Raw genomic sequence first — 23,691 nt, 5'->3', positions numbered from 1 at the left:
CTATGAAGGGTGAAAGGGCTCAGTCCTTCAGGAAGTCCGGCATTGCGGCGGGGCCGTCATTGCCGCCGTCGCGTCCGCCGCGGTCGCCGCCGCTCTTGGGACCGCGGCCTCGCCCGCCACGGCGATCGCCGCCACGGCCACCGCGGCCGCCCTTATCACCGCCCCTATCGCCTCTGGGCTCGCGCGGCGGGCGGGTGTCTTCCAGCTCTTCGCCGGTTTCCTGGTCAACCACACGCATCGACAGGCGGACCTTGCCGCGCTGGTCGATCTCAAGCACCTTGACCTTCACTTCCTGGCCTTCGGAGACGACGTCGGTCGGCTTTTCCACGCGCTCATTCTTCATTTCGGAGACGTGGACGAGGCCGTCCTTGCCACCCATGAAGTTCACGAACGCACCGAAATCGACGATGTTGACGACCTTGCCGGTGTAGATCTTGCCGACCTCGGCTTCCTCGACGATGCCTTCGATCCACTTCTTCGCGGCTTCGATTTCATCGGCGTTCGAAGAGCTGATCTTGATCACGCCCTCATCGTCAATGTCGACCTTGGCGCCGGTCTCGGCAACGATTTCGCGGATGACCTTGCCGCCTGTACCGATGACGTCGCGGATCTTCGACTTGTCGATCTGCATCGTCTCGATACGCGGAGCGTGCTTGGAAACCTCGGTGCGGGCACCGGTCAGGGCCTTCGCCATTTCACCCAGGATATGCGCGCGGCCAGCCTTCGCCTGTTCGAGCGCCTTTTCCATTATCTCCTTGGTGATCCCGGCAACCTTGATGTCCATCTGAAGGCTGGTGATGCCTTCTTCTGACCCTGCCACCTTGAAGTCCATGTCGCCCAGGTGATCTTCGTCACCCAGAATGTCGGAGAGAACCGCAAAGTCCTCGCCTTCGAGGATCAGGCCCATTGCGATGCCGGAGACCGGACGCTTCAAGGGAACACCGGCGTCCATCATGGACAGCGCACCGCCGCACACGGTTGCCATCGAGGACGAGCCGTTGCTTTCGGTGATGTCCGACAGAACGCGGATCGTGTACGGGAACTCCTCCACATCCGGCATCACCGGGTGCAGCGCGCGATAGGCGAGCTTGCCGTGGCCAATCTCGCGCCGACCGGTAAAGCCGAAACGGCCCACTTCGCCGACCGAATAGGGCGGGAAGTTATAGTGCAGCATGAAATTGTTGTAGCTGAGGCCTTCGAGCCCATCGATCATCTGCTCGGCGTCTTTGGTGCCGAGCGTAGTGGTGCAGATCGCCTGCGTTTCGCCGCGGGTGAACAGCGCCGAACCGTGCGTGCGCGGCAGCAGGCCCACCATCGCTTCGATCGGGCGAACCTGATCGAGCTTGCGCCCATCGATGCGGGTGCCGTCCTTGAGGATCGAGCCGCGAACGATTTCGCTTTCGAGCTTTTTCACCAGCTTCAAAGTGCCAAGATATTCGGCCGGATCGCTCTCGGCGAGGTCGGCGAAGGCTTCACGCGCTTTCTCGCGCGCTGCGTTGACCGCGTCCTGACGCTCCGACTTGTTGGTCAGCTTGTAGGCCGCTTCGAGATCGGCGCCGATGGCGTCGCGCAGCTTGGCCATGGTTTCGGCCTTGTCGTCGACGGGATCGAGCTCCCACGGATCCTTGGCCGCCTGTTCTGCGAGATCGATGATCGCGCCGATAACCTTGCGGCTCTCTTCGTGCGCAAACATGACCGCACCGAGCATCTGCTCTTCGGTCAGTTCCTTGGCTTCGGATTCGACCATCATCACCGCGTCCTGCGTAGCGGCGACCACAAGGTCGAGATTGCCGTCTTCGCCCAGAGCATCGGTGATGCCGGGGTTAAGCACGTATTCGCCGTCATTGGTGAAGCCGACGCGCGCTGCGCCGATCGGGCCCATGAAGGGAACGCCCGAAATGGTCAGAGCCGCCGATGCTGCGATCATCGCAACGATGTCTGGCTCGGTTTCGCCATCGTAGGACAGAACCTGGCAGATGACGTTGATTTCGTTGTAGAACCCTTCCGGAAAGAGCGGGCGCACCGGGCGGTCGATCAGACGGCTGGTGAGCGTTTCCTTCTCGGTCGCGCGGCCTTCGCGCTTGAAAAAGCCGCCGGGAATACGGCCCGCAGCGGAGAATTTTTCCTGGTAGTGAACGGTGAGCGGGAAGAAGTCCTGGCCTTCCTTTACGCTCTTGGCGGCGGTCACGGCGCACAGCACCACGGTTTCGCCATAAGTGGCCAGCACGGCGCCATCGGCTTGACGGGCAATACGGCCGGTTTCCAGAGTGAGGGTTTTTCCGCCCCACTCCAGCGATACGGTTTTCGTGTCGAACATGGATTTTCCTTTTGAACCCACCGGGCCTTATTGCGCGGCGGGGCCTACATTTGCCGGGTGTTCCCGCCCGGTCGGTTGCGGGGCTTTAAGAACAGTGCCCCAAGGCTAGGCCGCCGAATTGCAGCCCTTACCCCTATTCTAGCGCCTTCCGCTTCCCCGCGAAGGCGGGGATCCAGTTGGCTCGGTGATCCCTTTATTGCTCTGGATCCCCGCCTTCGCGGGGAAGCGCAACACTTTCCTCGGGATGCATATGAAAAGCGGCCCAAGACAGGGCCGCCTTCCGAAACTCTTATTTGCGCAGACCCAGCTTCTGGATCAGCGCGTTGTAACGCTCGACGTCCTTCTTCTTGAGGTAGGCGAGCAGGTTGCGACGCTTGTTGACCATCATGAGAAGGCCGCGACGCGAGTGGTTGTCCTTGTGGTTGTCCTTGAAGTGCTCGGTGAGGTTGCGAATGCGCTCGGTGAGGATCGCAACCTGCACTTCCGGCGAACCGGTGTCGCCGTCTTGCTGGGCGTTGTCCTTGATGATCTCTTGCTTACGCTCGGCGGATACCGACATGGTTTTTCTCTCTTACTCAGCGACATCGGGTAGGTTGAAGCCCCTGACCACTTTCGCGGTCCCGTCCACTATCTCCATCAGCGCGACCGGCACGCTGTCCAGCATCGCGCAATAGAGCCCAGAGGATTGGGGCATTCCAGACAAGACCCGGCCCTGTCGGACCGCCTGCGCGTCTGTCTGGGAGAGGGAAAGGGCCGGGATGTCGTCCAGCCCCGCCTCCAACGGCAGGAGTAGGTCAGATAATTGCGCGCCATTAGCAATTTCGTTCAGTTTGTCCAGCGAAATCGCCTGTTCCTGGAGGAAAGGCCCGGCTTTGGTTCGCCTGAGATAGGTGACGTGCCCGCGGGTGCCAAGAGAGCGCGCGATATCGCGGGCAAGAGAGCGGATGTAGGTGCCCTTCGAAACATGGGCGGTTAGGGTCAACTCTCTAACCTTGTCACCCCGGCGAAGGCCGGAGTCCATCAGAGATCCGTGGTTGTCGCCACCGTTGTCTGGATCCCGGCCTTCGCCGGGATGACAGATCGTTAGATCATGAACGGTCACGCTTCGCGCCTTCAACTCCACCTGCTCCCCAGCCCTCGCCAGATCATAGGCGCGCTCGCCGTCCACTTTCAGCGCCGAGTAAGCAGGCGGCACTTGCTCTATCGGCCCGGTGAATTGCAGCAACACCGCCTCCACTTGGGCAAGGGTCGGCCGCGCCGGGCTGGTCTCGACCACCTCCCCTTCGGTATCAAGCGTGTCGGTCTCTTCGCCAAAGCGGATCGTGAACTCGTAAATCTTGCTCGCATCCAGCATCCGCCCTGCGAGCTTCGTCGCCTCGCCCAGCGCGATCGGCAGCACCCCTTCGGCTAGCGGATCAAGCGTGCCGCCATGGCCAACCTTGGTCTTGGCATAACCGCCCTGTCGCAGCACGCGCTTGACCGCGCCGACGGCTTGCGTCGAGCCCAGTCCGCGCGGCTTGTCGAGGACGATCCATCCGTGCGGAGCCGGTTTTCTGGGGTCGCTCATGCGCGCCCCCTAGCCAAAGCAGCTCGGAACCGCCAATCCTTCGTGCTGCAATGCAAAACGATTTCGACCTCCTTGTCATCGGCGGCGGGATAAACGGCGCCGGGATCGCGCGCGACGCCGCCGGGCGCGGCCTTTCGGTCTGCCTTGTCGAGAAGGACGATCTTGCTCAGGCCACGTCAAGCGCATCGACCAAGCTTGTGCATGGGGGTCTGCGCTACCTTGAGCATTTCGAGTTCCGGCTGGTGCGCGAAAGCCTGATCGAACGCGAGCGCCTGCTTACGATTGCCCCTCACATCATCTGGCCGCTGCGCTTTGTTCTGCCGCATGACAAGGGGCTCAGACCAAAGTGGATGCTGCGCCTCGGGCTGTTCCTTTACGACCATATCGGAGGGCGCAAGCGGCTGCCACCCACGCGCGATGTGAACCTGCGCGAGGCCCCGCACAGCGCCATCCTCGAAGACCGTCTGATCCGAGGCTGGGAATATTCCGACTGCTGGGTCGAGGATTCCCGGCTGGTGGTGCTGAACGCGCTGGACGCGAAGGAGCGCGGGGCCGACATTCGCACGCGCACCGAGTGCGTCGGGCTGGAGCGGAGAGAACAGGTCTGGATTGCTACCCTGCGCACCGCGGACGGCCAGGAAGAGCGCATCACCGCGCGCGCCATCGTCAACGCGGCTGGTCCGTGGGTTGACGCGGTTCTTGGCCAAGCCCTGCCCCGCGAGACGCACACGAATCTGCGCCTTGTGAAAGGCAGCCACCTGATCTTCCCGAAGCTCTACGAAGGCGAGCACTGCTACATCTTCCAGAACAGGGACGACCGGATAATCTTCGCCATCCCCTATGAGCGCGACTTTACTCTGGTCGGCACAACCGATGTCGGTTTTCAGGGCGATCCGACCGGTATCGATATCAGCGCCGAAGAAGCCGCCTATATCTGCAACGCCGCCAACGAATATCTGCGCAGCGACATTAGGCCGGACCAGGCCGTGGCGAGCTACGCCGGGGTGCGCCCGCTCTACGAAAACAACGCCAGCAGCAACTCGACCGTCACGCGCGACTACCAGTTCGAGCTCGATAGGGGCGAAGATGGCACGGCTGCGCCGATACTCTCGATCTTCGGCGGAAAGATCACGACCTATCGCAAACTCGCCGAGCACGCTCTGGAGAAACTTCCGATGTTCTCATCGCGCCAATGGACAGCGGATGAACCCCTGCCGGGAGGCGACATCCCGGTGGAGCGGTTCGAAGACAAACTCGCCCAATTGCAGATGCGCATCGACTGGTTTCCGCCCCACGGGCTCAGACGCCTGTTCCGGGCCTATGGCACCCGCGTGAAAGACGTCCTGGCCGGGGCCAAAAGCGTCGCCGATCTGGGCGTGCATTTTGGCGGAGACCTTTATGAGGCGGAACTGCGCTATCTCGTCGAAACCGAATTCGCCCGTAGCGCGGCGGACGTTCTCAAGCGCCGGTCCAAGCTCTATTTGCATCTGACACCCGAAGAACAGGCGCGCGTTGACGACTGGTTCGAGCGCGAACGCGCCCTCGCCTGACCCTGTCCTAGGGCGCCCCGGCGATCCATCCGGCGAAACGCAGACACAGACCCATCGCCCATTCCACCGGCGGCAGAAGGGTGCTCGCAATCCAGCTTGTGCCAAACATCCAGCTATAGGCGATCACGCCCAGGATCAGCACAATGCCCACCCTCTGCAATCGCTCCCAGTGGCGCCGCAGATGAACGGGAAGCAACCCGCCGACAATGTGCGAGCCATCGAACGGCGGGATCGGCAGCAGATTGAAGAGCCCCAGGAAGATGTTGATGAGAAGGAACATGGTGAGCCCGAGGCCGACGATATTGTCTTCGGCCATGACGCCCGGCCCCATCACGATCATCGCCACGCCCAGCGCCAGCGCGCCCAGGAACGCGAGGACAAAGTTGCTGCCCGGTCCGGCGGCCGCAACCGCCATCATGCCCAGCCTCGGATTGCGCAAGCGCGACTTCATCACCGGCACGGGCTTGGCCCAGCCGAACACAGGCCCGCCCGCCAACGCCAGCGCGCCGGGCACGAGGAGCGTACCAACGGGATCGACATGACGGATAGGATTGAGCGTCAGCCGCCCGCGCTCGCTCGCAGTGGTGTCGCCGAGCAACTTTGCCGCGTAGCCATGCGCCACCTCGTGGAATACGATCGCGATAACAAGGCAGGGGACCAGAACAAGGATCAGAAGAAGCGTGTCACTCATGCCGCTTATGTAGGAATGCGCGGGCTCAAATCTATCCCACCGCGTCAACATCGCCGCCGAGAGCTGCAGCAAAGTGCATCCGGCACAGCGCCACATACCGATCGTTACCGCCGATCTCGGTCTGCTCGCCTTCGCTGACCGGTCGCCCCATGCCATCGACGCGCAGGTTCATCGTCGCCTTGCGCCCGCACCAGCACACCGCCTTGAGCTCCACCAATGCGTCCGCAATGCCCAGCAAGATCGCCGCGCCGGGGAACAGCTCGCCCTGAAAATCCGTTCTCAGACCATAGCAGAGCACCGGAATATTGAGCGTGTCGCACAGGCGCGAAAGCTGCCAGACCTGCGCTTTGGTCAGAAACTGCGCCTCGTCGAGCAGCACGCAATCAAGCGCTCTCTCCTCATGCGCCTCGCCGATGACCGTGAACAGATCGGTCTCCTCGGTGTAAAGGTTCGCGGGCGATTCCAATCCGATCCGGCTCTTCACCCGCCCATTGCTGCGCGTGTCGAGCTTGGCGGTCCACACCATCGTGTGCATACCGCGCTCGCGATAGTTGAAGTCGGCTTGCAGCAGGCTCGAGGATTTGCCCGCGTTCATGCTGGAATAGTAGAAATAGAGCTTGGCCATGGCGAACAGACTTACAACGCACGGCGCGCTTGAGTCGAAACCGACGCGCCACTCGTCTGTGGGTACTTCGCGCCCAGGCGGGGTGAAGACGCGTCAAAATCGCGATACCAAAGAAACCAAGTGCGCCTCTCAGCCGTAGAGGGAGCATCGGAGACACTTGCACGATGCGTTTTCCAGGTTGGACGCTTGCCCTTATTGCCACCCTTGTCCCGCTGGCCTTCACCGCCAGCGCGCAGGTCGCCGCGCCCGTTTCGGCGCCCCCGCCGCAGACTTTGCGCTACTCGATCGACCAGGCCGCCAGCAGCGTCTCGGCCAAGGTCTCCTTCTTTGGCCTTGCCAGCAAGACCGCGCGCTTTCCCAAGATGGAAGGCGATGTGAAGATCGTTCCCGACGATCCCGAAGCCGCGCGGATCGATGTGACCTTCGATGCCACCGCGCTGGAAGCGCCTGACAGCGTGACGCTGGAGCGTCTGCGCGGCGAAAAATTCTTCTGGGTCGAAAAATATCCAAAGATCCGCTTTGTCGGCGAGACCCTCAAGCTGACCAGCGCGACCAAGGGCAAGGTCAAAGGGCAGTTGACCGCGCGCGGCGTGACCAAGCCGGCAACCCTCTCCATCGAATTCGATACGCCTCCGCTCAAGGCGTCTGCGGGCCAGCCGATCCGCTTTACGGGAAAGACGACGATCGACCGGCGCGAATACGGGATGAAGAGCTATCAGTTGATCGTGGGCAACAAGGTCAAGATCACGCTCAGCGCCCGAATGCAGCCCGCCTGAGGCGCATTCGGGATCTGCGCAAGGTGACAAAGGTGACACCGTGTCACCCGCGAAGATTCTCCTATTTTCACATAATTTCAGACTATTGACGTCATTTTGCGAAGTTGACACTTGTCCAACAGGACGCCTGCCTTTGGGGTGGTTTTGGGGGATGCGATTGTCAAAGAGCGGCCCCATGAATGCCATTGATTGGGGTGTGTAGGAAAGCAACGCAAGCATCGTGGTCTGCGAACCGGCGGTGAGTCCCCGCGCAGGCGGGGACCTCTTCAAAGATGTGCGATGGCGCGGGAGGTCCCCGCCTGCGCGGGGACTCACTTATGTGTCAGGATCTTCCAAATCGCGCGCGACCTTGGGATCGCGCAGCAGCGCTTCGATGCGGTCGGCTTCGGCAAAGCTCTCATCCTTGCGAAACTTGAGCTTGGGCGCGAATTTGAGGCCGAGCCGCTTGGCAACCTCGCGCTGAAGGAAAGCGGTGTTCTGACGCAGCGCGTGGACCACATCGTCTTCGCCAGCGCCCAGCAGCGGTTTCACATAGGCCGTCGCATGGCGCAGATCGGGCGTCATGCGCACTTCGGTGACCGCGATATTGGACGCGCTGACCACCTCGTCATGCACTTCCTGCCGCGCGAGCAATTCGGACAGGATATGCCGCACCCGCTCGCCGACCTTGAGGACGCGGACCGAGTGCTGTTCGGCGGTGAAGTCTTGTCGGCGTGCCATCAATCCTCCAGCGGGAGAATGTCGTCGAGTTCGACATTGAGGGCACCAGCAAGCTTGCGCCAAATTTGAACATCGCCCTTAAGTTTTCCTTTTTCCATCTTGGCCAGCCATGACCCCTGTTTTCCCACCTTTAGAGCGAGTTCTTCTTGCGTGAGACCTCGATACTCGCGCCAGACCTTCAAGGCGGATTCCCCATCAAGGATGCGGCCTACCATCTCGGCAGGGACATACTCCTCCCCCGCATCAGCCCGTTCCTGCGCGGCAACTGCAGCGCAGATATCAGCATAATTCTCCGCCGCTTCAGCAAGCTGATCATACTGCGCCTTGGTCAGTAGCACCATATTTTTTCCAGCAATTTCAACTTCTTGCACAGTCATGGATCACCTATTCATAAATCGAGCCACGCGGGCCAATGTCACGAACCAAGGCGAGATTGTCTTCGAGAAGAAAGATAACCCGCCAGTCCTGGACCCTCAAACGGTATTCGGGCCGCCCTTTGAGCTTCGTAACATTGGGATGGGTCACATCCGGATCTTCCGCAAACGCTTCGATCTTGGCACGGATCAGCTTGGCCTTGTTCGACTTCAAAAGAGCCAATCTTGCTGATTTGGAAAGTTTGACCTCACTCCTTTTGTCTAATTTGGACTAAGTGAATGGTCAAGCCGATCAAAGCCCCATCCCCGTCTCGGTCGGCGAAGGTCGCGCGGTGGGGATCGCGGTGGAGGTTGCGCGGGCGTAGATCGTCCCGTCCTCGGCCAGCAATTCGCCTTCGAGGAACACGACCCGGCGTCCGGCCTTCACCACCCGGCCCTTGCCGATGATCTCCGCGCCTTCGGGGACCAGGCGAATAAGGCTCATCGAAAGCTCAAGGTTGAGCGGCGCCATCTCGCCGCCCGTCGCGGCCACAAAGGCGTAGCCCATCACATCATCGAGATAGCCCGCGATCAATCCGCCTTGCACTCCCCCGCGCCACGTTGTCATCTCCTTGCGCACGGTGAAGCGCATGGTCGCGGTTTGGGTGGCTTCGTCGAAGTCCACAAATTTCGAGCCGAGCAGGTTCGAATGAGGGGAGCCGTCGGCCCCCTCTTGGATTTGGTCACGCCAATCCACGACCTGGCTCAATCGTCCTTCAGAGACCGCTCGAGCAGGCTCGCCATCTTTGCCAAAATCGCGCTCTGGCTACGTTGCTCCTTAACGTGCGCTAGAACGGCCCACGCTATGAAAGCGTAAAAGGCAATCGAAGCCGCCGCTGCGACATAGGCCAGCCCATTCATCACCCAACCTCCAGCGTCCGCTCGCGCTCTTCGACTTCGAAGACTTCGAGGTTGTCGCCCGGTTTGATGTCGTTCGTGTCTTCGAGCACCACGCCGCATTCGAGGCCGGCGCGGACCTCGTCCACATCGTCCTTGAAGCGCCGCAGCGAGGCGATCTTGGTGGCCGAGACGATAACGTCCTCGCGCGTGAGACGCGTGAACAGGCCCTGGCGGATAACGCCGTCGATGACGAGGAGCCCCGCGGCCTTGTCCTTCTTGCCCGCCGGGAAGACCTGCTTGACCTCGGCGCGGCCAACAACCGTCTCGATCCGTTCGGGACCGAGCTCGCCCGCCATCTCTTTCGCCACCTCTTCGGTGAGATGATAGATCACGTCGTAATACATCATGCGCACATCGTCGCGCTTCACCAGCTCGCGCGCTTTGGCATTGGGGCGAACGTTGAAGCCGATGATCGGCGCGTTGGACGCAGCGGCAAGCGAGACATCCGTCTCGGTAATCGCGCCAACGCCCGCGTGCAGCACGCGCACCTTGATCTCGTCGTTCGAGATGTTGTGCAGCGCGTTGACAATGGCTTCGACCGACCCTTGCACATCGGCCTTAACCAGCACCGGCCACTCGATGACGTTGCTCGCCAGATTGTTGAACATCGTATCGAAACTGGTCGGCGCCAGAGCGGTGCGCTTCTCGGTCGCTTTCTCTTGTCGGTATTCGGCGACCTCGCGGGCGCGCTGCTCGTTCTCGACGACGGTAAGCTGGTCACCCGCCGAGGGCACCCCGCCAAGGCCCAGCACCTCGACCGGCATGGACGGGCCGGCCTTCTTGATCTGTTTGCCCTGGTCATCGACGATCGCGCGCACGCGCCCGCTCTGCGTGCCGACCACAAAGGTGTCGCCGCGCTTCAATGTACCGCGTGTCACCAGCACGGTCGCAACCGGGCCGCGGCCCTTGTCAAGCTGCGCTTCGATCACGGTCGCATCCGCATCGCGATCCGGATTGGCCTTGAGTTCAAGCAGTTCGGCCTGAACGTTGATGGCTTCCAGAAGCTCATCGAGGCCGGTCTTCTTCGTGGCCGAAACCTCGACATCCTGAACATCGCCCGAGAGTTTTTCCACGATCACTTCGTGCTCAAGCAGACGGTTGCGCACATTGTCCGGATTGGCTTCGGGCTTGTCCATCTTGTTGATCGCGACAATCATCGGGACGCCGGCGGCCTTGGTGTGGTTAATGGCCTCGATCGTTTGCGGCATGATGCCGTCATCCGCCGCGACGACCAGCACAACGATGTCGGTGACGTTCGCCCCGCGCGCGCGCATCTCGGTAAACGCGGCGTGGCCGGGCGTATCGAGGAAGGTGATCTTCTGCCCCTTATCCTTACCGGAGCCCTTGGTGGTGATCTGGTAGCTGCCGATGTGCTGGGTGATGCCGCCGGCTTCGCCCTTGGTCACGTCAGTGCCGCGCAGCGCATCGAGCAGCGAGGTCTTGCCGTGATCGACATGCCCCATGATCGTCACGACGGGCGGGCGCGGCTTCAGGGTCTCTTCGGGATCGACATCCTCTTCGGTCGAGATATCGACATCGGCTTCCGAAACGCGCTGGATGTTGTGGCCGAACTGTTCGACCAGCAATTCCGCCGTGTCGGCGTCGATCGTCTGGTTGACGGTCACCATCATACCCAGATTGAACAATTCCTTCACCAGATCCGCGCCCTTCTCGGCCATGCGGTTGGCGAGTTCCTGCACGGTGATCGCCTCGGGAACGACCACGTCGCGCACCTGCTTTTCGCGGGGCTTCGATGAGCCCCCGCCCTGCATCCGGCGTTCCTTCTCCCGCGCGCGCTTCAACGCGGCGAGGCTGCGGGCGCGCCGCCCTTCGTCTTCGTTGAGAGCCTTGGAAACGGTGAGCTTGCCTGAACGGCGCTTGTCCTTGCCACCGCCGACTGTCTCGGCGCGTTTTTCTTCCTTCTTCTTGGCCGGGCGCTTGGGTTCGGGCCGCGCGACGGGCGTGAACTTGCGCGAGACCGTTGGTTTGCCACCCGCCTTCGCTTCGCCCGGCTCGGCGCCGCTTGCATCGGCGGCCTGTTTCGCCGCTTCGGCCTCCGCCATGGCGGCGGCTTCGGCCTCTTCTCGGGCGCGCTTCTCGGCCTCTTCTTCGGCCTTGCGGTTTTCCTCGGCGCGGCGCTTCTCGTCCAGCTCGCGCTTCTTGGCCGCTTCCTCTTCGCGCTTGCGGTCCTCAGCCTGCTGCGCGAGGCGCATTTCCTCCGCTTCACGCTCCAGACGCTTCACGCGCTCCTGCGCTGTCTCGCCAGCGGGCGCCTTTTTCTTGGGCGCAGCCGTCTTCCTGGCCGCAGGAGCCGGGGCCGGAGCGGGCGCGGGCGTGGGAGCGGGCGTCGCCTCTGGCGCAGGCGCGGGGGTTTCGCCCGGCTTCACGAGCTTGCGGCGCCGCTTCACCTCGACCGCGACCTTGTTGGTGCGGCCGTGGCTAAAGGTCTGTTTGACCTCGCCAGCGTCGACCGACCGTTTGAGGCCCAGCGGCTTACGGGTGCGTTTGTTGTTTTCGTCGCTCATTCTAGCTCGTTATTCCTTCACGTATTCTCATGTGTCGTCTGTCCGGAAGACAGATGAGACGGCGCATCAGCCCCGCCTTGAGCATCGGGCTGGGCCGCTGCAAGCGGTTCAGTCCTGACAAATTTCATCAGACGCGAGACCGCCTGCTCCACTCTGTTTGCCGCGCGCAAGTCGCCAGAGTGGCCCGAAACGCCCAGATGGACGACATTTTCGCGGCCCAATGCCACAGACAGCGCCTCTCGGTCCAGAGGCAAGACGGTGCCTCGCACGCCGGACCCTTGCGCATCGAGGCCGACGCGCCACGCCTGATCGAGCTTTTTGCGCCCGTCTTCGCTGGCATCGGCCGCGTGAAGCAAGAGCGCCACCGACCCGCAGCGCGCCTGCTCGGCGATCCGGCCCGAACCAAGCACGATGTTGCCCGCGCGCATCTCCAGCCCCAGCCGATCCGTCACATGGCGGCGCAGGGCCGCCTCGACGAGCTCTGGCAAATTGTTGGGGATGGTTAGTTTTGCCCCCTTAAACGCGCGCGCCAGCGCTCCTTTAAGCTGGCCATTGGCGATAGCGGTTTCAAGCGCGGCGCTGTCTGGCGCAATCCACGCGCCACGACCCGGCGCCTTCGCCCCTGCATCGGGCAGCACGTCGCATGTTCCATCGTCCCTGGCGGGCGAGATCGCCAAGCGCACAAGGCTCTCGCGCGGGTGAGTCTCTCCGGAAAGGACGCAGCGGCGTTCGCTCCCGGAATGGCTTCCGGGAGCGCGGTCCTCGACGATGTCGGGGTTCAGCGCCTCATTGGGTGGAGTCCGCATTGGCGGCCTCCTGAGTCGCCTGTGCGGCGGGTTCCTCGTCTTCGAACCAGTGCGCGCGGGCGGCCATGATGATCTCGTTGCCCTGCTCTTCGGTAAGGCCGTATTCGCCAAGCACGCCGCCTTTGTCCTGCTCGCGCTGCGGACGCCGCATCGGCGGGCCGTCGGCGGTGTTGCGGCGACGCGGCGCTTCGCGCTTCTTGGCGATGAGTTCGTCGGTCGCCAGATCCGCCAGGTCATCCAGCGTCTTGATGCCCGCCTTGCCCAGTACGACCAGCATCGCTTCGGTCAGGTGCGGCATGGTCGCAAGATCGTCTTCGACACCCAGTTCGCGGCGCGCGGTGCGGTGCGCCTCTTCCTGACGCTCAATGGCTTCGACAGCGCGGCTCTGGAGTTCTTCGGCCAGTTCCTCATCGAAGCCCTCGATCGCCGCAAGCTCTGCCAGCTCGACATAGGCGACTTCCTCCAGCATCGCGAAGCCTTCGGCAACGAGCAGCTGCGAGAGCGTTTCGTCGACGTCGAGTTCCTCTTCGAACATCTTGGAGCGCTCGGCGAACTCCTTCGAGCGCTTTTCGCTCGCCTCTTCCTCGGTCATGATGTCGATCTGATGCGTCGTCAGCTGGCTGGCGAGACGCACATTCTGACCACGGCGACCGATCGCCAGGCTGAGCTGATCGTCGGGCACGACCACTTCGATGCGGCCATCGTCCTCGTCGAGAACGACGCGGCTGACCGTTGCGGGCTGCAGCGCGTTCACGATAAAGGTGGCGGTGTCTTCGGACCACGGGATGATGTCGATCTTCTCACCCTGAAGTTCCTGCACCACCGCTTGCACGCGGCTGCCCTTCATGCCGACGCACGCGCCGACCGGATCGATGCTGCTGTCGTGGCTGATCACGCCGATCTTCGCGCGGCTGCCCGGATCGCGCGCGGCGGCCTTGATCTCGATGATGCCATCGTAAATCTCGGGCACTTCCTGCGCGAAGAGCTTGCGCATGAAATCGGGCGCGGCGCGCGACAGGAAGATCTGCGGGCCGCGATTATTGCGCTCAACCTTGGTGATCAGCGCGCGGACACGTTCGCCCACGCGGGCCGCTTCACGCGGGATCTGCTGATCGCGGCGGATAACGCCTTCGGCGCGGCCAAGGTTGACGATGACATGGCCGAACTCGACCGACTTGATCACGCCGGTGATAATCTCGCCCGCGCGGTCCTTGAATTCCTCGTACTGGCGCTCACGCTCGGCGTCGCGCACCTTCTGGAAGATCACCTGCTTGGCGCTCTGCGCGTCGATACGGCCCAGATCCACCGGGGGCAGCGGGTCGACGATAAAGTCGCCGATCGCGGCCCCATCCTGAAGCTTTTGCGCTTGCTTGAGATCGACCTGCTTGAAGTAGTCTTCGACCTCTTCAACCACTTCGACCACACGCCAGAGCGTCAGATCGCCGGTCTGCGGATCGAGCTTGGCGCGGATGTCGTTCTCCGCGCCGTAGCGGTTGCGAGCCGATTTCTGAATCGCCTCTTCCATCGCCTCGATGACGATCGCTTTGTCGATCATCTTCTCCGATGCGACGGAATTCGCAATCGCAAGCAATTCTGCCTTGTTGGCGGAAATCGCACTGGCCATTTTCGTTTTACCTTCTTCTCTGTACGCGTCCCCGCGAAGGCGGGGACCCAGTTGCTCTTGGTGCCGACTGGACCCACGCCTTCGCGGGGGAGCGGCTGCACGTCAATCTTCGTCGTGTTCCTCTACAATATCATCCGCACCGCTCGCATCGAGCGGCTTGGTGGCAGCGATCAACTTGTCGGTCAGGACCAGCTTTGCGCTGTGAATCTTCTCGCGCGGCAACTCCACCACCACGCCCATCTTGGTTTCGTCGAGCGAGACGACCCCGTTTTCAAGGCCCTTGAGCTCGCCCTTGAACACGCGCTGCGCTTTCTCTTCGCCGGTCCACCCCTTTTGCATCACGATGCGCGCTTCGTGTCCGGCCCAGTTCGCGAAGTCCTTATCCCGCGTCAAAGGGCGATCAATTCCGGGCGAGGACACTTCGAGATGATAGGCGCCTTCCACCAGCACCTCGCCAGCTTCCTCACGCTCGTCGATCAGATCGGAGACCTTGCGCGAAAGCCTGGCGCACTGCTCGATCACCAGCTGCCCCGTTGCGGGGTCTTCCGCCATGATCTGAAGCGCCTGGCCACCTTCCCCCGCCTCGGACTGCATCATCTGGACGCGCACCAGCTCAAAGCCGAGCGCGCGAGCCTCGGGCTCAACCAGTTCAACAAGGCGTGTGAGGTCGGTCATCCGGTCCTTTATACTCTGCGTCCATGACCCCGCTGCGTCAGCCAAGACACTTTGTGCCGGCCCCTGTCGGCGCCAGCCCGTCACGATCTCAACAATGTCGGGATGCATGCGAGGTAGGCGTGCCCGCCCCGTTTGGCAAGAGCGTCTGCGCTGATTTTCTTCGGAGCTCAGCCGAGCGCCGGGCCTTGGCGGTCAAGCCGCCGCGCGGCCCGTGGCCCATTGCTGCGCCTCGCGAAGCAAGGCCCGGCGTTGATCGAGTTCGAACGTGTCGGCGAACCGCCGGATTTCGAGCACGTCCTCATCCGCAATCTGTGCGTCGAATTCCAGCCCGTTGCGCCCGGTAGCCGCGCGGATGGCGCTTACGAACAACTCGTAATCGGCGAATTGCAGCAACCCCGCCTCCCCGACGCCGAGCGGCCTGGAGAGGTTGATCTGCGCGCCGGTGCGCGAAATGTCGAGCAGGACGCAGCGACGCGTTTCGGAGAGCGTGACCAGCTTCGCCGGGATCGAGAGCCTCAGCCGAGCCGCTCTGCGGCGGCCGACATTCGCCAAGGGTTCCTCATCGGCGTCCGGGCGCGGGGCAACGAAGGGGATGCCTCCAAGCGGCAGCCGGACAAGAGAGCTGAGGGACCCTGACATAGCTAGCGAACCCTGACCATCCGCTCCTAAAGGGGCGCAAAGCCACTTCTAGGGAGGAATGCTTAGGACGCCGCCAGCGCTCCGGCCTACATGGCGCGCCCGTCCTTGCTGTCTCCACTTGCCCAGCGGCGAGCGGTTTCGATCAGCTTGCGGCGTTCACGCAGTTCGAAGGTTTCGTAATAGCGACGCATGGCCAGCACGTCTTCGTCGCCAATCGGTTCTTCGAATCGGAGCGCGTTGAGACTGAACTCGCGCCGCGCCACGATCGCGAAAACCGAAAGGGATCCGCATCTCAGAATCCCGCCATCGCCTTCGCGCAGCGGATCCAGAATGGCGATCTTGGCCCCTGTCCGCGAGAGGTTCAACAAGATGCAGGAGTGCGCGCGGTCGACAGCGGTAAAGCCGGCGGGCACACTCAGTCGCAGACGCGCCGCGCCGCGGCGGCCGACCGGGTTTGTCGCAGTCGAGACCTCGGTGCGCGCGTTCGCTGTGGCCTGCTCAAGCGTTTCGAGAAAGTGTTCAAGCTGCGCCTCGTCCGACGGCCCCTCCACCTTCGTCTCGTCGGTCCAGAACGCAACCGCATCCCGCAGGCTCGATGGATCGCCGCCAGTCCCGTCTTCGGACCCGTCCGCGTGTTCGCCGAACGCATCGTGGTCGCGAAAATGCGGACGCTCGATCATTGGAGCGACTCGCGCTCAGCCTGGTGGTTCGGAACCGAGGGATGCTCTGGGTCGCACGGGATCATGGCGTGTCACTCAGCGCTGCCCCAATCGTTCGCGCCACCCTGGCGCGCGCGGCGCGCGCGATCGGGCCCGGTTTCCGCTCCGAAATCGCCGACGCCCGTTCCAGATCCCGCGCCCGATGCGGCTTCGTAACCCCAGCCGTCCTTGGCAAGCTCGCGGTTGCGTTCGGCCGCGATCTGGGCGCGGATCGCCCCTTTCCCGACCTCTTCCGCGTGCTCGGCGATCTCCTCGGCCGCCCCGGTCGCGACATAGGAAGCGCCGAAGGTGAAAACGAGGACTGTGCCCATGATGATCAGCGTGAGAACACCGACGATCAGGCGAACGCCGTCCGCAAAGTTCTCAAGGATTTCGACAAATATTCGCATGCTTCGCCGTTAACTTTACCCTGCACACATCGCGCAGGGCCGCTACGTTAATCGCGAAGGGTTATGAATTGCTTAGGATAACCGCGCCGGGCCCAGCCCGATGGGGCGGCCTAGCTTAACGTCTCTGCGATCCGGGGCGCGGCTCCATAGTCGCGCCGCTGGCCATCGGTGAAGAAGGTCTCCCACACCACACCGTCGGGATCGCGCGTCCAGCTCTTGAAAGAGTGAGCGTAGCAGCACTGCGTTTCGCCTTCGTCGAACGAGGGAGCCGCCGCCTTCCCGATCCGCGCTCGCATCTCCTCAAGCTCGGCCTGGCTGTCGACCTGAAGGCCCAGATGCGCCACGCCGGTGTCCGGGCTGCTCTGCGCCTCGCACGCGCCTTGAGGCTCGATCGAGAAATTGATCCGCGGATCATCGAGCATCCATTTGCGATAATCCGTTTCGCTCACGACGGGTTCGACCCCGAAAATCTCGGTGTAAAAGCGTGTGGAGGCCTCCAGGTCGGCCACGCGCAGATTGACGTGAAAACGCTTCATGCAAGATCTCCTGCTTCGAATTGCTCGACAAGCTTGCCCGCCGCCGCGTCGCCCGCGCAACAATTGTGCAGCAGAAAGGCGACCAGCGCGCGCATCCGCGCAAAATTGGCGGTGTAGATGATCGAGCGCCCCGCGCGGCGCTCGGCGATCAATCCGGTTTGCTTGAGGTTTGACAGGTGGAAGGAGAGCGAGGAGCGTGGCACCGCAAGACGGTCCGCCAGCGCGCCGGCCGCAAGCCCGGAAGAGCCCGCCTCGACAAGCTCGCGAAAGACGCTGAGCCGGTGGGCCTGCGCGAGCGCACCCAGAGCGCTGACGGCGCTTTCGAGCGTATCCGGCCGACCATCCATCACTTCCATATTTCTAGAAATATCGAAATGATGCCGCGAGTCAACCCTTGCGGATGGCGGGCACCGGGTATCAGCCGTCCTGTTCTTCCATCAGGGCGTGTTTCTTGATCGCGTGGCGCAGCTGATCGTAGCTCAGGCCCAGCGCCTTGGCGGTCTGACGCTGGTTCCAGCGATGCTTGCCCAGCGCGTGCAGAACGATGGCTCTTTCATGGCTGTCGACCGCGGCGCGCAGGTCGTCGATCGCGTCGTAATCGGGCGCCGTCCCTGAAACGCTGGCTTGCCCAGCCCCGCTCGCTGGCGGCGGCGCGTCGCGGCCTACGCTCTTGCGGGTTGCCGGCGCGCTCGGTTTCCAGGGGCTCTCGAACGGATCGAACTGGACATGCGCGATCTGCGTTTCGGGGTCATCCCAGCGATAGACCGCGCGCTCCACCACGTTGCGAAGCTCGCGCACATTGCCGGGCCAGGCGTAGTTTTCGAATTGCTCGGTCACATGCGCCGCAAAACCCGGCCAGGCGTGCCAATCGAGCTCGGCTCCCATCCGGCGACCGAAATACTCGGCGAGCACCGCGACATCGCCTTCGCGCACGCGCAAGGGCGGCAGGGTGATGACCTCGAAGCTCAAGCGATCGAGCAGATCGGCGCGAAACTCGCCGCTTTTGGCCAGAGCGGGCAAATCGTCGTTGGTGGCCGCCACAATGCGCACATCGACCCGGATGGGGCGCGAGGAACCGATCCGCGTGACTTCACCGTATTCGACCGCGCGCAGCAGGCGTTCTTGCGCGCCCATCGAGAGCGTGCCCAGTTCGTCGAGAAACAGCGTGCCTTTGTCGGCTTCTTCGAACCTTCCGGCGCGCGCTTTGGTAGCCCCGGTAAAGGCTCCCGCTTCATGACCGAACAATTCGGCCTCGATCAGCGTCTCAGGAAGCGCTGCGCAGTTCATGGTGACAAGCGGCTCGTCCCAGCGCGTGGACAGGCGGTGCAGGCGCTCGGCGATGAGTTCCTTGCCGGTCCCGCGCTCGCCGATGACGAGGACGGGCCGCTCCATGGGCGCGGCGCGGCTGGTGCGCTCCACCGCGTCGAGAAAGGCACCGGACTGGCCGATAAATTGGTTTTCGCGCTCCACATACCCCTCCTATGCGCCACTATATAGGGAATTTTCCCAAGATTTGGCAATGGAAACCATATGGTAATGAGTGTTCGGAGGGAAACACCGCAGATTTCCGCGATTTTCTCAGTTTGGCACGCCGGTTGCAGAGCAAGGGGCAAGACAGACAATCCGGCCCCGACAGACCGCGGCGCCGCGCCATTCGAGGGAGTGACCCACATGTACGACAAAGCCTTCTGGAACAGCAAGCTTGGTCAGGCCGCTTTCGCCAGCGTTCTGGCGACGACCGCAATGATCGCGTTGACGACCCAGCTTCAAACCACCCCGAACAGCTTTGCTGGCGCGAGCGAACTGATCGCGGCGGTCGAACTGGCCTGAGAGTGATCGTGACCGACCGGAAAACCTCAAAGGCAAGCGGTAACGCGTTAGGGCCGGAGCGCTCAGTCCCCGTAAATGGCGGTGCCCCCGACACCGCCGCTCCGGCCCGCCCCAAGCCTGGTGCCGACTTGTCGCCTGAGCGCAGCGTTACCCGCCCCGCGCAGCTTTCCAGGCTCGACGCCGAAATCGAGGCCTTGCGTCGCAGCCCCACTCCGACGCAAGGTCGGTCAAGACAATCGCCTGACGAGGACGGTCAGCGCGCCAACAACCCGTTTCTAGATGGAGTAGCCTTCATGGGCATTTTCAGCCGCACCAGGGACATTATCGCTGCCAACTTCAACGACATGCTCGATAAGGCGGACGATCCTTCCAAGATGATCCGCATGATCATCCTCGAAATGGAGGAGACCCTGGTCGAAGTGCGCGCCAGCGCCGCGCGCACCATCGCGGACCAGAAGGAAATGCACCGCCATGTTGTCAAGCTCGACAAGCTTCAGGCCGACTGGGGCGAGAAGGCGCAGCTGGCGCTGTCGAAAGATCGCGAGGATCTGGCCCGCGCGGCTCTGGTCGAGAAGAAGAAGGCCGCCGACATGGGCAACCAGCTCAAGGCGGAGATCGCCGTGCTCGACGACGCGCTGCGCGCCTATGAGGAAGACATTGCCAAACTGCAGCACCGCCTGCGAGAGGCGCGCAGCCGTCAGTCGGCGATCGCTGCACGGCTCGAAAGCGCGGAAAACCGGGTCAAGCTGCGCTCGCTGATGAGCACCGAGCGCACCGATGACGCGCTCGCCAAGTTCGACCAGCTCGAACGCCGCGTGGATTACGCCGAAGGCCGCGCCGACGCGATCAGCATCGGCGAAGACCAGCCCAGCCTTGCTGATGAAATTGCCGCTCTCGAAGGCTCCGACGCCATCGATGACGAACTCGCTGAAATGAAAAAGGCGCTCGGTAAATCCGACGCCAAGAAAGGGGAATAATCGATGGACGACCTTATCCCAGTCCTTGTTGTCGGGATGCTCTTCATCGGTCTGCCGTGGATCATTCTGCATTACATGACAAAGTGGAAGACCGCCGCGACCATCACCTCGGACGATGAGGTGCTGCTCGAAGAGCTCTACAACCTCGCCAAGCGCCTGGATGAACGGATGGACACGGTCGAGCGCCTGGTCGCCGCCGACGATCCCAGCTTCACCCCGGTCAAGCGCCTGCAGGCCGACCAGGACAGCGACAACCAGCAACTGCGTGAACTCGAAATGATGATGCAAGAGAAGAAAGGAACCAAGTCGTGAACTCGCCGCGCACCAAGCTCTACCGTGACAAGCACAACGGCAAGATCATGGGCGTGTGCTCGGGCATCGCCGAGTACACCGGGATCGACACGATCTGGATCCGCCTGGCCGCGGTCGCCTCGATCTTCATGACCAGCGGGTCCTCGATCCTCTTCTACTTCCTGCTCGGGCTCGTCCTGAACAAGAAGCCGCCGCATCTGTACCGCGACACGGCCGAGGAGAAGTACTGGCAGCGCGTGCGGCAGAGCCCGCAACGCACCGCCCGCGAAATCCGCGCCAACTTCCGCGACATCGACCGCCGCCTCGCCTCCGTCGAAGCGCACTATGTCTCAAGCAATCCGCGCCTGACCGCCGAAATCGAGCGGCTGCGCTAATCCACACCAAGCAGGGGCAAACATCATGGAACCCGGACAACTGGCACTCCTGATACCGATCATCGGGGTGATGATCCCGATCGTCGCGATCTGGGCCAAACACCAGCAGAGGATGGCCGAGATTCAGGCCGACAAGACCGCTGAGCACACCGCTGAGAAAGCGGCGCAATACGCCAGCCAGGTGCAACGGCTCGAAGATCGGGTCGTCGTGCTTGAGCGCATCGTCACCGACCGCGGCTACGATGTCGCCACGCAAATCGAAGCGCTGCGCGACACGCGTGAAACCGAGGCAGCGAACACCGGCATTCCGCTCGATTTTGGAAGCAAGGAAAAGGTCTGATGCTACAAGAGCTTATCACCACCGAACTCCTTACCGTTGTGGGCCTGGGCGCTGTCGCAGGGTGGGTCTTCACCACATGGCTGCGCGTCAAGAATGGATACCCACTCGAAGGAAGCTGGGGCCAGACACTTAAGCCCGTGACCGATAATCAGGCAAAGGAACGCGTGGCCCTGCTGACGCAGGAAAACGCCGAGCTGCGCGCCGAGCTGGGTTCGGTCAAGGACCGCCTCGCAAACGTCGAGCGCATCGTCACCGATGGGGGATACCACCTCGGCGCCGAGATCGACGCGCTGCGCGAGCGCGCGCTGGAAAGCCGCCAGGACGAAGGGAACGCGTAATGAGTTTCTGGACCGCCGTTGTCATCGTCGTCGCAATCTGGGCTCTGGTCACCGTGTGGACTCGTCGCCACGATCGCGAAATGGGTGTGACGCGCGATGAGGACGGCAACCCCGTCTTTCCCCCGCAATCCGCGCCCGACACCAGCGCGGCGGAAGCCGAGATCGCCGAGCTGAAGAAGCGCATCGCCGTGCTTGAACGCATCGCAACGGACAACAATTCCAACGATGCGCGCGAGAGGGCGCGGATCGCCTCCGAAATCGAAGCCCTGCGCGAAGCCAAGCCGCCCAGCCTGCCGGCTGACAAGACCCCGGAAAGCAGAACCACCGACGCATCGCGAGCCTCCAGCGACGCGTAACCGAACGCACGAAAGAACGATCAAGCGCAAGAGACAGGATCCGAGCCCATGATTGATGCCCCTTCTTTCACCCCCGCTCTTGAAACGTCGCTGACGAACGCCGCTCCGGCCCCGATGGACCCGACTCTGGTGGTTGCCCTGACCTGTCTTGTCGCGATCACGCTCGTCGTCTTCGCGCTGCTGCGCGCCTGGCAGGACTGGCTGTCGCTCAAGCGCCGCGAACTGGAGAGCCACAGCGCCGAGAAACCGGCCGCCGATGACAACTCTCAGATCAGCGTGGGCGCGGCGCGGATCGAACTGGCCGACATGAAAGAGCGGATCAAGAAGCTGGAAGCGATCGCCAGCGGGGTTGAACTGTAGGGCGGACAGCCGCGGGGTGGAACATTCGCGCGCCCGGACTAAATAGCCGTGGGTCCCAGGGGTCGTCATTGCGAGAAGCGCAGCGACGACGCAATCCAGGGGCGGACGCGCGCAAGGCCCTGGATTGCTTCGCTCCGCTCGCAATGACGAGATTTGACACCTTGCGATCCCTATCCGACATTCTCGAAGAATACGAATTCCTCGAAGGCGATGAGCGTTATCGCCTGCTGATCGAGCTTGGCCGAGAGCTTGAGGACATGCCCGACGCGCTCAAGACCGACGCGACGCTCGTGCGCGGCTGCTCGGCGGCGGTGTGGGTCTATCCCACCGAAGACAGCGACACGCTGCATTTCCTGGCCGACAGCAACGCCGCGATCACCAAGGGCATCGTCGCGCTGGTGATTTCGGCGGTGCAGGACAAGCCCGCCAGCGAAGTCGCGAGCATGGATGTGACCGGCGCGCTGGAACCCTTCGATCTCAAGAACCAGCTCTCCAGCAACCGCACCCAGGGCGTGCCCAACATGATCGCGCTGGTGAAGGAACACGCGGCGCGGCTGGCGGCTGCGGCCTGAGGCCGGCGTGCGGCGGCTTTATCTCGCCGCTGGCTTGTTCTTCGTTGGGCTGGGCGCGATCGGGGCGGCCCTGCCCATCATACCGACCGTGCCGTTTCTGTTGCTCGCCGTGTTCTGCTTTGCGCGAAGCAATCCGGCGTGGGAACAGCGCATTCTCGACCATCCTCACTGGGGACCACAAGTCAGGGATTGGCGCGAGCGAGGGGCGATTTCGCGCCAGGCCAAGGTCATGGCAATCGGCTCCATTGCAACGGGCGTCGGATTCACCTGGTTGACCCTTGGCTTTCCCTGGGTGTGGATTTCGGTGGCGGTTCTGGTGGTGGGAGGCGGCTGGATCGCGACCCGGCCCGAATGAGCGTTTAGACTTCGACCTCGGCGCGTTCTTCTTCGGCCACTTGCAGCCCGGTTTCGCGGGTCATCTCAAACTCGCCATTCCATTGGAGAAGCGACCACACACCGGTGATCACCAGCCCGTCTTCGCTCAGCTGCCCGACATAATCGACCGGGTTCGCATAGCCATCGCGGCGCCCCGGATAGACTTTCGTGAAATCAACCGAGCGCCCGCTGCGATGCCCGGTGATGCGCGCGTTGGCCGGGCTGTCGCTGTAAAGATCGGGCTCAATCGTCGTGCCGCTAAACGCGCCCGCTTCTTCGATAATGTCGGCGAGGAAAGGCGTGGTCGGCGCGTAGTCGCTTGGGTAAGAAAACACCCCGCCCCATTTGCCCGTCAGATTAAGCGGATCGGGCACTCAACGCCTCT

Annotated in this window: 31 protein-coding genes and 1 pseudogene; 12 read left to right on the top strand and 20 right to left on the bottom strand. The window is 62.6% G+C overall.

Annotation, left to right across the window (positions count from 1 at the left end; all coding sequences use genetic code 11):
* Positions 1-19: 19 nt before the first annotated feature.
* From pnp to truB, 3 genes are all read right to left on the bottom strand, one after another.
* Complete coding sequence (gene pnp, locus QNI87_RS09000; RefSeq protein WP_300595881.1) at positions 20-2,317, bottom strand: polyribonucleotide nucleotidyltransferase; 2,298 nt, start codon at positions 2,315-2,317, stop codon at positions 20-22.
* A gap of 289 nt (positions 2,318-2,606) precedes the next feature.
* The gene (rpsO, locus tag QNI87_RS08995; RefSeq protein WP_300595880.1) at positions 2,607-2,876 is read right to left on the bottom strand and encodes a 30S ribosomal protein S15; all 270 of its coding nucleotides are present in this window, start codon (positions 2,874-2,876) and stop codon (positions 2,607-2,609) included.
* Positions 2,877-2,888: 12 nt separating this feature from the next.
* Positions 2,889-3,884: a tRNA pseudouridine(55) synthase TruB gene (gene truB, locus QNI87_RS08990; protein WP_300595879.1), complete on the bottom strand. Its 996-nt coding sequence runs from the start codon at positions 3,882-3,884 to the stop codon at positions 2,889-2,891.
* A 50-nt stretch (positions 3,885-3,934) separates the two neighbouring features.
* On the opposite strand from truB, the gene glpD reads away from it, so the two are divergent.
* Positions 3,935-5,434, top strand: coding sequence for a glycerol-3-phosphate dehydrogenase (gene glpD / locus QNI87_RS08985; RefSeq protein WP_300595878.1), 1,500 nt, complete (start codon positions 3,935-3,937; stop codon positions 5,432-5,434).
* A gap of 7 nt (positions 5,435-5,441) precedes the next feature.
* On the opposite strand, the gene QNI87_RS08980 is transcribed toward glpD, so the two are convergent.
* Both QNI87_RS08980 and QNI87_RS08975 read right to left on the bottom strand, forming a co-directional pair.
* Positions 5,442-6,125, bottom strand: a complete 684-nt coding sequence (locus QNI87_RS08980; protein WP_300595877.1) for a site-2 protease family protein — start codon at positions 6,123-6,125, stop codon at positions 5,442-5,444.
* 31 nt (positions 6,126-6,156) lie between these two features.
* A complete protein-coding gene (locus QNI87_RS08975) occupies positions 6,157-6,750 on the bottom strand; it encodes a thymidine kinase (RefSeq protein ID WP_300595876.1) in 594 nt (197 codons plus the stop codon).
* Between the two features lie 164 nt (positions 6,751-6,914).
* Here QNI87_RS08975 and QNI87_RS08970 point away from each other — a divergent pair, with 164 nt between their 5' ends.
* Positions 6,915-7,526: a YceI family protein gene (locus QNI87_RS08970; RefSeq protein ID WP_300595875.1), complete on the top strand. Its 612-nt coding sequence runs from the start codon at positions 6,915-6,917 to the stop codon at positions 7,524-7,526.
* A gap of 315 nt (positions 7,527-7,841) precedes the next feature.
* Here QNI87_RS08970 and rbfA read toward each other — a convergent pair whose 3' ends face one another.
* The 14 genes and pseudogenes from rbfA to pspF all read right to left on the bottom strand — a co-directional run bounded on the left by rbfA (position 7,842) and on the right by pspF (position 18,942).
* A complete protein-coding gene (gene rbfA / locus QNI87_RS08965; RefSeq protein WP_300595874.1) occupies positions 7,842-8,246 on the bottom strand; it encodes a 30S ribosome-binding factor RbfA in 405 nt (134 codons plus the stop codon).
* On the bottom strand, positions 8,246-8,623 hold the full coding sequence (locus QNI87_RS08960; protein WP_300595872.1) for a helix-turn-helix transcriptional regulator: 378 nt from the start codon (positions 8,621-8,623) through the stop codon (positions 8,246-8,248). Before QNI87_RS08960 ends, rbfA begins: the two co-directional genes overlap by 1 nt.
* Positions 8,624-8,630: 7 nt before the next feature.
* Positions 8,631-8,849 (bottom strand): annotated as a pseudogene (locus QNI87_RS08955) (type II toxin-antitoxin system RelE/ParE family toxin); the annotation flags it as partial.
* 63 nt (positions 8,850-8,912) lie between these two features.
* Positions 8,913-9,356 carry a PaaI family thioesterase gene (locus tag QNI87_RS08950; protein ID WP_300595869.1) on the bottom strand — a complete coding sequence of 148 codons (444 nt, stop codon included), beginning with the start codon at positions 9,354-9,356 and terminating at the stop codon, positions 8,913-8,915.
* Between the two features lie 163 nt (positions 9,357-9,519).
* Positions 9,520-12,084, bottom strand: coding sequence for a translation initiation factor IF-2 (gene infB, locus QNI87_RS08945; protein WP_300595867.1), 2,565 nt, complete (start codon positions 12,082-12,084; stop codon positions 9,520-9,522).
* Positions 12,085-12,101: 17 nt separating this feature from the next.
* Positions 12,102-12,890: a DUF448 domain-containing protein gene (locus tag QNI87_RS08940; RefSeq protein ID WP_300595866.1), complete on the bottom strand. Its 789-nt coding sequence runs from the start codon at positions 12,888-12,890 to the stop codon at positions 12,102-12,104.
* A complete protein-coding gene (nusA, locus tag QNI87_RS08935; protein ID WP_300595865.1) occupies positions 12,871-14,514 on the bottom strand; it encodes a transcription termination factor NusA in 1,644 nt (547 codons plus the stop codon). Before nusA ends, QNI87_RS08940 begins: the two co-directional genes overlap by 20 nt.
* Positions 14,515-14,616: 102 nt before the next feature.
* Complete coding sequence (rimP, locus tag QNI87_RS08930) at positions 14,617-15,189, bottom strand: ribosome maturation protein RimP (RefSeq protein ID WP_300595864.1); 573 nt, start codon at positions 15,187-15,189, stop codon at positions 14,617-14,619.
* A 192-nt stretch (positions 15,190-15,381) separates the two neighbouring features.
* The gene (locus tag QNI87_RS08925; protein WP_300595863.1) at positions 15,382-15,828 is read right to left on the bottom strand and encodes a PilZ domain-containing protein; all 447 of its coding nucleotides are present in this window, start codon (positions 15,826-15,828) and stop codon (positions 15,382-15,384) included.
* Positions 15,829-15,914: 86 nt separating this feature from the next.
* Entirely contained in the window at positions 15,915-16,508 is a 594-nt protein-coding gene (locus tag QNI87_RS08920; protein ID WP_300595862.1) for a hypothetical protein, read from the bottom strand.
* A gap of 71 nt (positions 16,509-16,579) precedes the next feature.
* The gene (locus QNI87_RS08915) at positions 16,580-16,936 is read right to left on the bottom strand and encodes a hypothetical protein (RefSeq protein ID WP_300595861.1); all 357 of its coding nucleotides are present in this window, start codon (positions 16,934-16,936) and stop codon (positions 16,580-16,582) included.
* A 110-nt stretch (positions 16,937-17,046) separates the two neighbouring features.
* A complete protein-coding gene (locus QNI87_RS08910; RefSeq protein WP_300595860.1) occupies positions 17,047-17,472 on the bottom strand; it encodes a VOC family protein in 426 nt (141 codons plus the stop codon).
* Entirely contained in the window at positions 17,469-17,819 is a 351-nt protein-coding gene (locus tag QNI87_RS08905) for a metalloregulator ArsR/SmtB family transcription factor (RefSeq protein WP_300595859.1), read from the bottom strand. The genes QNI87_RS08910 and QNI87_RS08905 overlap by 4 nt, the downstream gene beginning before the upstream one ends.
* 70 nt (positions 17,820-17,889) lie before the next feature.
* Entirely contained in the window at positions 17,890-18,942 is a 1,053-nt protein-coding gene (gene pspF / locus QNI87_RS08900) for a phage shock protein operon transcriptional activator (RefSeq protein ID WP_300595858.1), read from the bottom strand.
* Positions 18,943-19,143: 201 nt separating this feature from the next.
* On the opposite strand from pspF, the gene QNI87_RS08895 reads away from it, so the two are divergent.
* The 10 genes from QNI87_RS08895 to QNI87_RS08850 all read left to right on the top strand — a co-directional run bounded on the left by QNI87_RS08895 (position 19,144) and on the right by QNI87_RS08850 (position 23,286).
* Positions 19,144-19,302 (top strand): hypothetical protein, encoded by a 159-nt coding sequence (locus QNI87_RS08895; RefSeq protein ID WP_300595857.1) that lies wholly within the window; start codon positions 19,144-19,146, stop codon positions 19,300-19,302.
* Positions 19,303-19,430: 128 nt separating this feature from the next.
* Positions 19,431-20,279, top strand: coding sequence for a phage shock protein PspA (gene pspA, locus QNI87_RS08890; protein ID WP_300596095.1), 849 nt, complete (start codon positions 19,431-19,433; stop codon positions 20,277-20,279).
* Positions 20,280-20,282: 3 nt separating this feature from the next.
* Positions 20,283-20,591, top strand: a complete 309-nt coding sequence (pspB, locus tag QNI87_RS08885) for an envelope stress response membrane protein PspB (RefSeq protein WP_300595856.1) — start codon at positions 20,283-20,285, stop codon at positions 20,589-20,591.
* On the top strand, positions 20,588-20,965 hold the full coding sequence (pspC, locus tag QNI87_RS08880) for an envelope stress response membrane protein PspC (protein WP_300595855.1): 378 nt from the start codon (positions 20,588-20,590) through the stop codon (positions 20,963-20,965). Before pspB ends, pspC begins: the two co-directional genes overlap by 4 nt.
* Before the next feature lie 25 nt (positions 20,966-20,990).
* Positions 20,991-21,305, top strand: coding sequence for a hypothetical protein (locus QNI87_RS08875; RefSeq protein ID WP_300595854.1), 315 nt, complete (start codon positions 20,991-20,993; stop codon positions 21,303-21,305).
* Positions 21,305-21,643, top strand: a complete 339-nt coding sequence (locus QNI87_RS08870) for a hypothetical protein (protein WP_300595853.1) — start codon at positions 21,305-21,307, stop codon at positions 21,641-21,643. Before QNI87_RS08875 ends, QNI87_RS08870 begins: the two co-directional genes overlap by 1 nt.
* Complete coding sequence (locus QNI87_RS08865) at positions 21,643-21,999, top strand: hypothetical protein (protein ID WP_300595852.1); 357 nt, start codon at positions 21,643-21,645, stop codon at positions 21,997-21,999. Before QNI87_RS08870 ends, QNI87_RS08865 begins: the two co-directional genes overlap by 1 nt.
* 114 nt (positions 22,000-22,113) lie before the next feature.
* Positions 22,114-22,359 (top strand): hypothetical protein, encoded by a 246-nt coding sequence (locus tag QNI87_RS08860; RefSeq protein ID WP_300596094.1) that lies wholly within the window; start codon positions 22,114-22,116, stop codon positions 22,357-22,359.
* 161 nt (positions 22,360-22,520) lie between these two features.
* Entirely contained in the window at positions 22,521-22,931 is a 411-nt protein-coding gene (locus QNI87_RS08855; protein WP_300596093.1) for a SufE family protein, read from the top strand.
* 7 nt (positions 22,932-22,938) lie between these two features.
* The gene (locus tag QNI87_RS08850) at positions 22,939-23,286 is read left to right on the top strand and encodes a YbaN family protein (protein WP_300595851.1); all 348 of its coding nucleotides are present in this window, start codon (positions 22,939-22,941) and stop codon (positions 23,284-23,286) included.
* Between the two features lie 4 nt (positions 23,287-23,290).
* Here QNI87_RS08850 and QNI87_RS08845 read toward each other — a convergent pair whose 3' ends face one another.
* Positions 23,291-23,680 carry a hypothetical protein gene (locus QNI87_RS08845; protein WP_300595850.1) on the bottom strand — a complete coding sequence of 130 codons (390 nt, stop codon included), beginning with the start codon at positions 23,678-23,680 and terminating at the stop codon, positions 23,291-23,293.
* Positions 23,681-23,691: the final 11 nt, after the last annotated feature.

The sequence above is a fragment of the Erythrobacter sp. genome (assembly GCF_030066995.1).
Taxonomy (GTDB): Bacteria; Pseudomonadota; Alphaproteobacteria; order Sphingomonadales; family Sphingomonadaceae; genus Erythrobacter.
This window is presented reverse-complemented; position numbering and strand designations above follow the sequence as displayed.